At 64.9% G+C, this 11,941-nt stretch carries 15 protein-coding genes and 1 tRNA gene; 11 read left to right on the top strand and 5 right to left on the bottom strand.

What is annotated here, in order from left to right; genetic code table 11:
- A partial coding sequence (locus tag WEA77_RS14270) for a DUF3429 domain-containing protein (protein WP_368068546.1) occupies positions 1 to 433 on the top strand: 433 nt, incomplete at its 5' end.
- Here WEA77_RS14270 and WEA77_RS14275 read toward each other — a convergent pair.
- Positions 418 to 933 carry a disulfide bond formation protein B gene (locus WEA77_RS14275; RefSeq protein ID WP_368068547.1) on the bottom strand — a complete coding sequence of 172 codons (516 nt, stop codon included), beginning with the start codon at positions 931 to 933 and terminating at the stop codon, positions 418 to 420. The genes WEA77_RS14270 and WEA77_RS14275 overlap by 16 nt on opposite strands.
- Before the next feature lie 130 nt (positions 934 to 1,063).
- Between WEA77_RS14275 and WEA77_RS14280 the strand changes: the two genes are divergently transcribed.
- Positions 1,064 to 1,147 (top strand) — tRNA-Leu (locus WEA77_RS14280).
- A gap of 67 nt (positions 1,148 to 1,214) precedes the next feature.
- Here the strand turns inward: WEA77_RS14280 and WEA77_RS14285 are convergent.
- The gene (locus WEA77_RS14285) at positions 1,215 to 1,472 is read right to left on the bottom strand and encodes a hypothetical protein (protein ID WP_368068548.1); all 258 of its coding nucleotides are present in this window, start codon (positions 1,470 to 1,472) and stop codon (positions 1,215 to 1,217) included.
- A 172-nt stretch (positions 1,473 to 1,644) separates the two neighbouring features.
- Between WEA77_RS14285 and WEA77_RS14290 the strand changes: the two genes are divergently transcribed.
- Positions 1,645 to 2,733, top strand: coding sequence for an AI-2E family transporter (locus WEA77_RS14290; protein ID WP_368068549.1), 1,089 nt, complete (start codon positions 1,645 to 1,647; stop codon positions 2,731 to 2,733).
- Positions 2,734 to 2,846: 113 nt separating this feature from the next.
- Positions 2,847 to 3,524, top strand: a complete 678-nt coding sequence (locus WEA77_RS14295) for a DUF6445 family protein (protein ID WP_368068550.1) — start codon at positions 2,847 to 2,849, stop codon at positions 3,522 to 3,524.
- On the opposite strand, the gene thpR is transcribed toward WEA77_RS14295, so the two are convergent.
- Complete coding sequence (thpR, locus tag WEA77_RS14300; protein WP_368068551.1) at positions 3,511 to 4,077, bottom strand: RNA 2',3'-cyclic phosphodiesterase; 567 nt, start codon at positions 4,075 to 4,077, stop codon at positions 3,511 to 3,513. The genes WEA77_RS14295 and thpR overlap by 14 nt on opposite strands.
- A gap of 82 nt (positions 4,078 to 4,159) precedes the next feature.
- Positions 4,160 to 4,492, bottom strand: a complete 333-nt coding sequence (locus tag WEA77_RS14305; protein WP_368068552.1) for a DUF2853 family protein — start codon at positions 4,490 to 4,492, stop codon at positions 4,160 to 4,162.
- 377 nt (positions 4,493 to 4,869) lie between these two features.
- Here WEA77_RS14305 and WEA77_RS14310 point away from each other — a divergent pair, with 377 nt between their 5' ends.
- The 3 genes from WEA77_RS14310 (at position 4,870) to WEA77_RS14320 (ending at position 7,307) form a co-directional block, all read left to right on the top strand.
- Entirely contained in the window at positions 4,870 to 5,646 is a 777-nt protein-coding gene (locus WEA77_RS14310) for a Bax inhibitor-1 family protein (RefSeq protein ID WP_368068553.1), read from the top strand.
- Positions 5,647 to 5,789: 143 nt separating this feature from the next.
- Positions 5,790 to 6,752, top strand: a complete 963-nt coding sequence (gene mdh / locus WEA77_RS14315; protein ID WP_368068554.1) for a malate dehydrogenase — start codon at positions 5,790 to 5,792, stop codon at positions 6,750 to 6,752.
- Positions 6,753 to 6,764: 12 nt separating this feature from the next.
- Positions 6,765 to 7,307, top strand: coding sequence for a GNAT family N-acetyltransferase (locus WEA77_RS14320; protein WP_368068555.1), 543 nt, complete (start codon positions 6,765 to 6,767; stop codon positions 7,305 to 7,307).
- Between the two features lie 16 nt (positions 7,308 to 7,323).
- Here WEA77_RS14320 and WEA77_RS14325 read toward each other — a convergent pair whose 3' ends face one another.
- Positions 7,324 to 7,629 (bottom strand): PepSY domain-containing protein, encoded by a 306-nt coding sequence (locus tag WEA77_RS14325; protein WP_368068556.1) that lies wholly within the window; start codon positions 7,627 to 7,629, stop codon positions 7,324 to 7,326.
- 158 nt (positions 7,630 to 7,787) lie between these two features.
- Here WEA77_RS14325 and WEA77_RS14330 point away from each other — a divergent pair, with 158 nt between their 5' ends.
- From WEA77_RS14330 to WEA77_RS14345, 4 genes are all read left to right on the top strand, one after another.
- Complete coding sequence (locus tag WEA77_RS14330; protein ID WP_368068557.1) at positions 7,788 to 8,348, top strand: hypothetical protein; 561 nt, start codon at positions 7,788 to 7,790, stop codon at positions 8,346 to 8,348.
- 35 nt (positions 8,349 to 8,383) lie between these two features.
- On the top strand, positions 8,384 to 9,607 hold the full coding sequence (locus WEA77_RS14335) for a murein hydrolase activator EnvC (RefSeq protein ID WP_368068558.1): 1,224 nt from the start codon (positions 8,384 to 8,386) through the stop codon (positions 9,605 to 9,607).
- Positions 9,608 to 9,637: 30 nt separating this feature from the next.
- Positions 9,638 to 10,969: a S41 family peptidase gene (locus WEA77_RS14340; protein WP_368068559.1), complete on the top strand. Its 1,332-nt coding sequence runs from the start codon at positions 9,638 to 9,640 to the stop codon at positions 10,967 to 10,969.
- A 188-nt stretch (positions 10,970 to 11,157) separates the two neighbouring features.
- Positions 11,158 to 11,941, top strand: a 784-nt coding sequence (locus tag WEA77_RS14345; RefSeq protein WP_368068560.1) for a divergent polysaccharide deacetylase family protein, incomplete at its 3' end; no start/stop codon positions are given.

Genomic DNA, 11,941 nt, shown 5'->3' on the forward strand with positions numbered 1-11,941 from the left:
GCTGGCGCTGACGCTGGCCGGTATTGCGCCCTTCGCGGCGGGCGCCGGCGTGATGTGGGCGGCGGAGACCGACCCTGTGCTGCAGGCGCAGGCGGGGCTGACACTGCTGGTTTACGGTGCGGTGATCCTGTCCTTTGTGGGCGGTCTGCGCTGGGGGGCAGAAGCGGCGCGGAGTGACGGCGCGCCGCGTGCGGCGGTGCTCGCATTATCCGTGCTCGGATCACTCGCCGCGTGGGGGCTCGTGCTATACGGCGTGCTGGGCGCGCTCGACTGGCAGGTCTTCGCGGCCGCCGCCGGGGCGCATCTCATCCATGGCATATGGGACACCGGCACGCCCGGACTACCCGCGTGGATGCGGAGGCTGCGCGCGGTCGGGACATTCGGCGCGGCCGCAGGACTGCTGATCGGCGGGGCGGCTTATTTCGCGCGGTAGCTGCGGAAGGTGATCGCGGCGGCGGCGAAGCTTGCGGCGGCGAGCAGCGCCGAGACAACGCCGTTCCATCCGGCCATCGAGAGGCCAGCGATGTAGAACGGCGCGTCATTGCACAGAGGGATGGAGATGGGGGCGTCGAGGTCGCCCATCTCGAGCGGGTTGGCGCCGCCCGAGGAACATCCGGCCGGGGGCGGGAAGAATTTCCACTCGACGCCGGCGTGATAAGCCGCCACCACCACGCCGGTGACGAAGACGAGCCCGATCAGCACGTTGAGCGCGACGAGGAAGCGGCGCTTCGGCACAACGCGCCAGATGGCGAGGCCGGTCAGCGTCATGGCGATCAGGGCCCAGTAGACTTCGCGCTGGCGCAGGCAGAGGGGGCAGGGGGCGAGGCCGCCGAACCGCTCGAAGGCGTGCGCTGCCGCCAGAATAAGCGCCGAAGCCGCGAGCGCCAGAACCGGCCAGCGCCAGCCCGAGAGGAAGTTCGTCAACGCTGTCATCGCCCTCATTCACGCGATGGCGGCGCGCCCCGCAATGCGGCGGAGCGTCACGAGGGCTTGATGGGGGGCCGCTTGCCGCCAATTGACAGGGGGCAGGCCCCTGCGGCAGGAAACGAGGCTCACGCGCAGCGCCTCTGTGGTGGAATGGTAGACGCGGCGGATTCAAAATCCGCTTCTGCAAGGAGTGCCGGTTCGAGTCCGGCCAGAGGCACCAGACTTGTAGACCGGAATGCCGCCATGGCGAAGTTCCGGCGTCTCCGGGCCTTGTTTGTTCCGGGAGACTATTCCGGCGCGTCGTCAGCGGCGTCCTCGATGGCGTCGCCGGCGGCGTCGATGGGGTCGGGGTTTTCATTGCCGGTGACTTCGTCGATCGCTTCGCCGGTGTTCTCGAGCAGGCCGTCATCCATGTTCTCTTCACCGGTGAGGGTTTCCTCGATGGCCGAGTCCATTTTCTCGCCCTGCTTTTCGGCGCTTCCGCCGCAGGCGGCGAGGACGAAGGCGCCGGTGAGGGCGGCGGTGAGGGTTGTCAGGGGCTTCATGGGGGTGGTCTCCTTGTGCGGCTTGGAATGGCGCAAGGTCCTTAACGGTCAGGGACAGGAAAAGTTCCATCGCCCACGCCTGTCGGGGCGTGCGGCGCAGTATTATGACGGCGCGCGGGGAACCTGCAGCGGCGGCGCGCGTTGAGACGCCGGACCCGGGGATAATTGCGGCATGAAAAGTCAGGAAAAAACGGGTCAGGCGATTTCCGGCGCGAATATTGTGACGGCTGTGCTCCTGTCCGGCGCGGCGATCTATCTGCTGCAGGCGATCATCGCGCCGCTGCTGCTCGCGGTGTTCCTACTGGCGCTGGTGGCGGACCTCACACGGCTGATAAAGCGCCTCGCGCCTACGGCGCCGCCGAACCTGGCGCTGGGCCTGTCGCTGGTGGTGATCGTTGCCGGCTTTGCGGTGATCAGCGTCATCATCACGGACAACCTGACCGGACTTTTGGCCAACGCGGACGAATACACCACCCGGATGGACACGATCCTGATGGAGACGAGCCGGAACTTCGGGGTCAGGCTCGCACCGAATTTCGAGAGCATGCTGCGCTCCATCCAGACGGCCGAAGTAGCCGGTGCGATGCTTAACTGGATCCAGGGCGGCCTTTCGGGGCTTGCCTTCGTGCTGATCTATCTCGGCTTCCTGATCGTGTCGCGGGGCAGTTATGCCCGAAAGCTCGAGGCGCTGCGGCCGAAGGGCGAGGGGGCGGTGGATGTTGACCAGATCCTCGAGCGCATCCAGAAGGCGGTGCAGGGATATGTCCGTATTCAGACGGTAACCGGCCTGATGATTGCGCTGGCGTCCTGGCTGGTGATGTTCTGGATCGGGCTTCCGCAACCCGTATTCTGGGCGTTTCTGATCTTCGTGGCCAGTTATGTGCCGGTGGTTGGCGGTGTGGTCGCGATCCTCGTGCCGGCCGCGTTCAGCCTGATGGTTTTCGGGGATTTAGAGCGGCCCCTGATCCTGCTCTCGGCGCTGATGGTGATCGGCTTCGTGGTCGGCAACATCATCCAGCCGCGGATGCAAGGCGTGGACCTTAACCTTGATCCGGTGATCGTGCTCCTGTCCCTCGCTTTCTGGAGCGTCCTGCTCGGCGCGACAGGCGCGTTCCTGTCGACGCCGCTGTCGGTGGCGGCAATGGCGATCCTCGCCGAGATCAAAGGCTCGCGCTGGCTGGCGGTCGTGCTGTCGGCGGACGGCAATCCCTATCCGACGCGGGCGCGGGCCATCGTGCGGCGGACACGGGTCCCCAGGTAAACTGAGTTTGCCGGTTGATCGGCTGCGGTGTCCGGTCGATGCTGGCGCCACAGCGGAAGGGCGCGCAGACGGCCTGCACGCCGTCTGGCCCTGGGCAGGAGGCAGTGCGTTCGATGGCGGTTGCGCCTTCCCCCTCAATCGGGCGCATCGGGCATGAGCGCGAACCGATCATTATCATTGACGGGTTCAGTTCCGATCCGCACGGGCTGGTCGACGCCGCCGCCGGGCAGGCATTCGGCCCCCGCGGGCCGCACTATCCCGGCATCCGTGCGCCGGCGCCGCCGCGCTATCTCGGCGAGCGCATGGACCTCTTGCAGAAGACGCTGTCGGACGTGTTCGGGCTGAACCACGGCGCCGACCTGGTGGAGTGCAATTATTCGCTCGTGACGACGCCGGCGGAGGAACTCGCGCCGCTGCAGCGCCTGCCGCATTTCGACTCGGCCGATCCCGGCCATTTCGCGGTCCTGCATTACCTGTGCGGGCCCGAGCATGGCGGCACGGCCTTCTACCGCCACCGGGCGAGCGGCTTTGAAACGGTGAGCCCCTCGCGGATGGACGATTACTCCGGAATGCTTGACGGGGAATTGCTGCGCCGCCCGCCGGCGGAGGGTTACCTGCTTGGCGATACGGCGCTGTTCGAGCAGACCTACCGGGTCGAGGCGGCGTTCAACCGGCTGGTGATCTATCGCGGCTGGACCCTGCATACCGGGCAGGTGCCGCCGGGCCATGGATTGTCGCCCGATCCGCGCCTGGGGCGGCTGACGGTCAACACCTTTCTCAAGGCGCGGTAAGCGGGTCCGGCAGCGGACCTGTCAGCGGATAATCGGCCTCTGCGATATAGCGCGACGGACCGCTGGCCCGCGATTGGCTGGAATAGAGATGGAAGCCTCCGGCGAGCCACGGCTCGCTGCGGAAAGCCTGATGGTGCTCGCTCCAGACGCGGGCTTCTTCCGGCAGTGTGCCGTGGCAATAGGCCAGCGTGACGTGCGGCGTGAAGGGGCGGCGTTCGAGCGCAATACCGAGGCGGCGGGCGGCGCGCTCGCAGGCTGATGCGAGGCCGCGCAACCCGTCGCTCTCGCGCACCCGGGCCCAGACGGCGGCGGGCTCGCGCCGGCCGAACCAGCCGGCCCCTTCGAGGGTGACGGGGAAGACCGGCGCCTTGATTTCGCCGAGCAGCTCATCAAGGCCGCGCGCGGCGGTATGGCTGACCTCGCCATAGAAGCAGAGCGTGATGTGGAAGTTTTCCTCTGGCCGCCAGCTGGCGCCGGGCAGATCCTTCTGCAGCCTGCGCAGCGGCTGGGTGACCTCCGGAGGGACGGGCAGGGCGGCGAACAGGCGGAGCATGGGGCGTGTTTCACCATGGCGGCGGCCAAAAGAAAACCCGGCCCTTGGGGCCGGGTTGGATAACGGATCCTTGTCGCGGGCGTCAGCCGGCGAGGTGTCCGAGTTTTCCGAAATGCTCGGCGAGCAGATAGTAGAAGGTCACGCGCGATTTCTGGCCCCCTTCAGCCTTCATCTGATCGCAGACCGCCTTGATGCCGGCATCCAGTTCAGCCTGATTGAGCGCGAGGCTGAGCTTGTTACGGCACCAGCGGTCGCGAATCCGGTCAAGCTCTCCACCATCGGAGCAGGCAACGACCGAACTGTCCTTGTTGCGCAGGGCGATACCAAGATGCCCTGCGATCTTCTCGGCTGCGGCGATGTTGTAACCTTTTGCGTACTTTTTTATATTTTCGGCATACGCCGATGCATCAGCCATGTTCTTCCCCTTTTTAGCCGTGGCTTGCGAATACTGCGAACGGTGGAATTCACAGTTACCCTAGGATTTAAGTCTCGTCTTAGCCGTGTCAACTGCGGGTAGCTTTCAGTTCTGCGGTGATTTGCGGGCACTCTGAAGCGCGCCGGAATACTGGTTCGGATACTTGTATCCGCGCAAGTATTCAAAGGTGCACGAAATATTAACAAAGGATTGAATGGCCGGTGCAGGCATGCAGCTCAGGAGGCGTTGAACCACAGGGTGCAGGAATGGCCGGTTTTCAGCGGCGGATTCTGTTGCCAGAAGGCACGAGAGCCTCCATATATTGTTCAAACGGCGCCTGATGGGTGTCCGCGATCAGAGAAAGGGTTCAACAACCGATGAATGACTTCAACCGGACTTTCGGAAGTGCGGATGCACGTTACGCCGACACTTCCGTCAACGTGGGCCTGCGCACCTTCATGCTGGGGGTCTACCAGAAGCTTGCCCTGGGCATTGCGCTCGCGGGTGGGCTCGCTTTTCTCGTCGGCTCAAACATGGTTCCGGCGCTGACGCAGCTGGTCCTGTTCTCGCCCCTGCGCCTGGTCATCCAGTTCGCGCCGATCGTGCTGATCCTCGGCTCGGCCTTCCTGATGAAGCGTCCGTCGCCGCTGGCTACCGGTATCGTCTACTGGACGATCGTGTCGCTGCTGGGCCTGAGCCTGTCGATCTGGGTCTACATGTCGCTTGGCGGCGTGGGCGCTGAAACGCGCACCGGACGCTCGATTTCGCCGACCCTCTACACGATGGCCAAAGCCTTCCTGCTGACCTCGTCGGCCTTCGGCGCGCTCAGCCTGTTTGGCTACATGACGAAGACCAATCTCAAGCCGGTCGGCGTGTTTGCCGTGTTCGCGCTGTGGGGCCTGGTCGGCGTCAGCCTGCTGAGCTTCCTGTTTCCGCCGTCGGGCTTCCTTGAAGTCGCGATCATGGTGGGCGTGCTGGCCGTCTCGGGCATCCTGATTGCCTTCGACACGCAGAACCTGAAGGAAGGCTACTTCCAGAACGAGGGCGACACGCGTTCGCTGGCCGTAATGACGAACTTCGGCGCGCTCGGCTTCTTCATCTCGTTCTACAACATCTTCACGATCCTGATGTCGATGCTGTCCAGCAACGACTGACGGCCGGCCAAGAACGTACCAAACTGCGCGCCCCGTGAGCCCCGCTCACGGGGCGTTTGCTTTCCCGCCACATTGCGCGTGGGCGCAGGCTCGGCTAGGGGTCCGGCGAAATCGTTCCCAGGTCCATTTCCGAGGAGAAATACATGGCCCGCAGCAAGATCGCCCTCATTGGTTCCGGCATGATCGGCGGCACGCTCGCCCATATCTGCGCGCGCGAAGAACTTGGCGACATGATCCTGTTCGACATCGCGGAAGGCCTGCCGCAGGGCAAGGGCCTCGACATCGCTGAATCAACGCCGGTCTATGGCGCCTCGGTCGGCCTGAAAGGCGTCAACGACTATGCCGGCATCGCCGGGGCCGACGTCTGCATCGTCACCGCCGGCGTGCCGCGCAAGCCGGGCATGAGCCGCGATGACCTTCTGGGCATCAACCTCAAGGTCATGAAGGCCGTGGGCGAGGGCATCAAGGCGCATGCGCCGAATGCGTTCGTCATCTGCATCACCAACCCGCTCGATGCGATGGTCTGGGCGCTGCAGCTTTTCTCCGGCCTGCCGACCAGCAAGGTCGTCGGCATGGCGGGCGTGCTGGATAGCTCGCGCTTTGCCTACTTCCTCTCCGAGAAGACCGGCGTGTCGGTGGCCGACATCCATGCCTGGACGCTGGGCGGACACGGCGACGACATGGTGCCGATGGTGCGCCACTCGACCGTGGGCGGCCTGCCGCTGACTGAGCTCGTAAAACAAGGCTGGATGAGCCAGGCGGAACTGGACGCGATCGTCGACCGCACCCGCAAGGGCGGCGGCGAGATCGTCAACCTGCTGAAGACCGGCTCGGCCTATTACGCCCCCGCCGAGAGCGCCGTCGCGATGGCGAAATCCTACCTCAAGGACCAGAAGCGCGTGCTGCCGGTCGCATCCTATTGCGCGGGCGAGTACGGCCTGAAGGACATGTATGTCGGCGTGCCGACGCTGATCGGTGCTGGCGGCGCAGAGAAGATCGTCGAGTTCGACCTGACGGCTGACGAAAAGGCGATGTTCGAGAAATCGGTCGCCTCCGTGAAGGGCCTGATCGAGGCCTGCAAGGCGATTGATACCTCGCTCGCCTAGGGATCTGCACCCATGATCCGCGGCCCGGTGATCGAAACCCCGCGCCTCATCCTTCGTCCTCCTTTGGCGGAGGATCTGGATGGGTTTTGCGAACTGATGGCAGATGAGGACGCGGCGAAGTTCATTGGCGGCCTGCAGCCTCGCGCGGCGGTGTGGCGCACGTTGTGCATGATGAGCGGTGCCTGGTCGATTCGCGGTTTTTCGATGTTCTCGGTGATCGAAAAGTCGACTGGCAACTGGATCGGGCGGTTGGGGCCCTGGCAACCGGAAGGCTGGCCGGGCACGGAAGTTGGCTGGGGGCTTTTGACCTTGGCGCAGGGCAGGGGCTATGCAGCCGAAGGTGCCAGCGCCGCGATGGATTATGCGGTCGACAGTCTCGGCTTCACCGAGATCATCCACTGTATCGACCCGAAGAATGCACCGTCGATCAAACTTGCCGAGCGGCTCGGGTCGCGCAAGCTGGGGGAGGCGGTGGCACCGGCGCCGATCCCCCACACGGTATGGGACGTATACGGACAGACGGCGGACACATGGCGCGCCCGCCGACTGGAGTGACCCACCTTTGGACGGCTTAGCAGTCGTCATCATCGTCGTCGTTGTCGATTTCGAACTTGACCATGTCGCCGGCGCCGCGGCGGATGTCGACTTCGATTTCCTTACGGTCCGCCGTGCAGCCTTCCGGTTCCCATTTGCCGTCGTCGCGCTCGACTTTGCGGACGCGGGACATGCCCTTGTCGCGGGCGATGGAGCTGTCGTCTTCACGGCTGATGCCGCAGACGGGGGCGGCGCTGGCCGAGAAGCCTTCGCCCTGTGCCAGCGCGAGTGGGGCGGGGGCGGCGAGGGCGAGAACGGCGATGGCGGATGAGAAGTTTTTCATGAGGTCTTTTCCTTCCTGTTTTGCCCCAAGGGGCGGGAACTGGATGTGGTTTTACCTGTCAGGGCCTGAGCTTGCGCTGACACAGCCTGTCAGGTTGCTGTCAGTTCCGCGCGGGGCGCTTGCCCCGGCCTCGCGGGACTGCGATGCATCGTTCTCACATGGAAACGATTCCGCCTTTCAGCGCCGACCCGCAGGCGCGCATCACTGAAGCCCTGAGAGGTGCGCTGGAGGCTTTGAAGCTGGCGCGGCGGGAGGCGGAAGGCGGCGCGTCCGATCCGGCGCGGCGGCGATGGACCGCGCTGGGGCTCGTCAGTGCACTGCAGGCTGCGCTTGTCGCAGCGCTGTCGGGATATGACACGGCGAGGGAGGAAGCGGTCCGCGATCTCGCGCACCCTGACCGGATTGCACCGGTGGCGATGTTGCTGCGGCGGGCGCGCTCGGCCGAGTATCTCAACCGGCCCGAGCGGCTTGAACTGACAGGAAGTCGGCAGCGCGCGCTCGAACGGCTGATGGCTGTGCGCAATGCGGCGGTGCATGCGCTGCGCGTCGAGACACCGGAGACATTCGCGGACGACGCGATGGCGGCGGCGGACCTGATCGCGCATCTCGTGCTGGAGGCGCCCGCCTTCGACGCCGCCGCGGCGCGGCTGCAGACGGTGCTGATTGCCGACGAGTTGAAGGCGCTGCGCGCGGCGCTGGTACAAAGCCCGCGCGATTAACGACAAAGTGACGCCTCTCGGGCAAGGCTTCGCCGATGCGCCGCCTTCCGACACTCCTTGCCTGCCTGCTGCTGGTCCCGCTGATTGCGGCGGCGCCGGATACATTCACGCGCGCCGATCTTGAAGCGCTTGAGGCCGGGCGCCGCGTGGCGGAGGCGGAACTGGCGGCGCTGGAAAGCCAGGGCGAGACGACCGTGGTAGACTTGCGCACACTGGACGAGATGCTGCTGTCGACCTCGATGCAAGCGCGCCGGCGCGAAGAGCAGGCGAGCCGCTCCGAGCTGTCGCTGGTGACGCTGAACACGCGCCGCAAAGAGGCAAAGGCAGAGCTGATGCAGAGCGAGACGGCGCTGGAAGACCTGCTCGCCTCGCTGGCGGCGGCCAACCGGCGGCGGCCGCCGGCGCTGGTGGCGAGCCCGGATAATTCCGGCGTGGCGATCCGCCGGGCGATCCTGATGCAGGCGACCTATCCGAAACTGGCTGACCGGGCGGCGGGCATTTCGAAGGAGCTCGCGGAGCTGAACACGCTGGGAGCCAATATCACGGCAGAGCAGGCGCGGCTCGGCTCAGCCGAGGCAACGCTGGCGCTGAAGCGGGAAGAGATTGAGCGGCTGGCCGCGTCCAAACGGGCAGCCTATGAAGGCATTGCCGGAAACCTTGACGGCCTGCGCGGCCGGGCCGAGCGGCTGGGCAAGGAAGCCGGCACCCTGCGCGAGTTGCTGGCGGCGCTGGAGTCCAATGCGCCGGACGCTCCCCGGATGAAGCCGGCGACACGCCCGCAACTGGCGGCGCTGCGCACGTCTAAACCCGGCGCCTCCAAGCCCGCCGCAATTGCGGCCCCTGCGAAGAACACCGCCGCCCCGCTCGGCAAGTCAGCCCTGGGCGGCCTGAAACAGCCGGCGGCAGGCAACCTGCTGCGCGGCTTCGGCGCAAAGCTGCCAAGCGGGGGAACGACCGAATATCTCGTGTTCCAGACCCGGGCCGAGGCGCAGGTGACCGCGCCGGTGGGCGGTGTGGTTGAATTCGCGCGGCCGTTCCGAACCTATGGGCAGATGCTGATCGTGCGGACAAGTGACGGATATCATGTTATTCTTTCTGGCATGACCCGGATCTACGTATCCGAAGGACAGGCCGTGAGCGCCGGAGAACCCGTCGGCCGTATGCCCGACCGCGATGATCCTGCGCCTGAACTCACTGTGGAATTAAGGCTTGGCGACCGGGTGCTGAATCCGGCAGAGTGGATGTCGAGCGGCGACTAGAGGGTCGGCGAAATGATGATGGAGTGGAACATGCGTTCATTGCTGACCGGCACGGCCCTTGGCGGCATACTCGGCGCTGCGGCGGTCGGATTTGCAGCCATGGCCTGGCCCCAGCAGGAGAGCGCCGAAAGCAAGGTTGACCCGCGCACCCTCACCTACCAGCAGATCGAACTGTTTGCCGAAATCTTCGCCCGCGCCCAGCGCGACTATGTGGTGCCGATCGACGAGCAGGAAGCTATGTCTGCCGCGATCAACGGCATGCTGATGTCGCTGGATCCGCATTCCAGCTACCTGGACCCGGAGGATTTCCAGTCCCTGCAGGTTCAGACCTCCGGCCAGTATGGCGGCCTCGGACTCGAAGTCACGATGGAAGACGGATTCGTCAAAGTCATCTCGCCAATGGACGGCACCCCGGCCGCCGAAGCCGGGATCCAGCCGGGAGATTACATCACCGCGATCAATGGCAAGGCGATCATCGGCCAGACACTGAATGACGCCGTCAAGGAAATGCGCGGCGAAAGCGGCACCGAGATCGAGATCACGGTCCTGCGGGAAGGGGCTGATCCGTTTCAGGTGATACTGGTGCGGGAAGTCATCCAGCAGAAATCCGTGACCTGGCGCATGGAGCCCGGCAATATCGGTTATATCCGTGTCGCCACGTTCAACGAGCGCACCAACCTGCTGCTCGAAGAAGCCATCGACGGCATCGGCAAGACCGGCAAGCCGCAGGGCATCGTCCTCGATTTGCGCAACAATGGAGGCGGCCTTCTGGATGAAGCGGTGAAAGTCACCGACCACTTCCTGTCGGGCGGCGAAGTTGTCTCGACCCAGGGGCGGCGCCCGGTTGATGTCGAGCGGCGAAATGCGACCAAAGGCGAAGTGTTCAAGGGCGTGCCGATGGTCGTGCTGATCAATGGCGGGTCCGCCTCCGCGTCAGAGATTGTGGCCGGTGCGCTGCAGGACCGTGAGCGGGCGCTGGTGCTTGGCACCACGAGCTTCGGTAAAGGGTCGGTCCAGTCGGTCATCCCTCTGGGCGCAGACCGCGGCGCAATCCGCCTGACCACGGCACGTTACTACACGCCGTCCGGCCGTTCGATCCAGGCGCTCGGCATAGAACCGGACCTTATGGTGACGCCTGTACGCCTGACGGAGGAAGAGCTGCTGAAGATCCAGCGCTGGTCCGAGGCTGATCTGCCGCACGCGCTACAGAACGAGGAAGGCGGGCGGGCCGAGGAACCCCGGATGCCGGACGAGCAGCCGCCGGAAGGCTATGAAGGCGAGGATTTCCAGCTGGAAAAGGCGCTTCAGATCCTTCGGGACGGCAAGACGGCGGCCTCCCGAATGGCCGAAAAGGCCGGGTGATTCTGCCTCGGGGTGCCGCATTCCTTAGCAGTCCGTTACACTGCGAGGGTATTTTGTTTGCGACCTGTTAACCCTGTGGGGCGATGGTCAGGGTCTGTTTTTAAGCCCTGTTCCAAGAGGTCGAGCCCATGGGTTACCGGCGCGAGTCTGAGCCTTCACCTTTTCGAACGGGATTTGTCCATGCGGGCATGAGCCTCGCCGTGTTCGGCGGACTTGCCGCGTCCCTCGGCCTTGGCATCCATGTCACCGCCGATCCTGCCGCTGCCAGCCCCAGCCAGACCCTCGCGCTGTTCGATACCGTGGACTTTGCTGATGCCGGGGCTGCGCGCAGCGCCCACCTCAATGATCCGGACGAACACCCGGGCGGCGATGTACTTCCGGGCGCTGATGCGCTCTTCGAAAGCAGCGGGACTGAATTTGCGGTTGCTGGTCTCGCCGCGGACGCCGTGCGTGCACCTGTGACGGGCGGACAGGGCGGACCATCGGTGTCCAGTGACGCCATCCGGATCAATGGCCGCATCGTGCGTGCCGGCGAATCCCTCAGCCAGGTACGGCGCGTGCCGCAAGGCGATGCCGGCAGCGTGCGGATCGCTTCGGCGACCATCGTTGCACCGGCCGCCAAGACGAAGAGCAAGGCGCCATCGGACGTCTATGCCCGCAAATTTTCCAATCCCGAAGGCCTGCCAATGGTTGGCCTCGTGATCGGAGGGCTGGGCATGAATGCGACCCAGACGCAGCTTGCCATCGATGACCTGCCAGCCGATGTCACCCTGTCGTTCGCCCTCGATTCCAAACGCCTCGACCACTGGATCAAGACCGCCCGCGCCGATGGCCATGAAGTGCTGATCGAAGTGCCAATGGAAGCCTACGAGTACGGGCGCATGAAGATGCATCCAGACACGTTGACCTCGGGCGCTGAAGCAAAGACGAACATTGCGCGCCTCGAGACGACCCTGGCGCGCACCAGCGGCT

Origin of the sequence: Hyphomonas sp., assembly GCF_040882205.1 — a bacterium.
GTDB lineage: Bacteria > Pseudomonadota > Alphaproteobacteria > Caulobacterales > Hyphomonadaceae > Hyphomonas.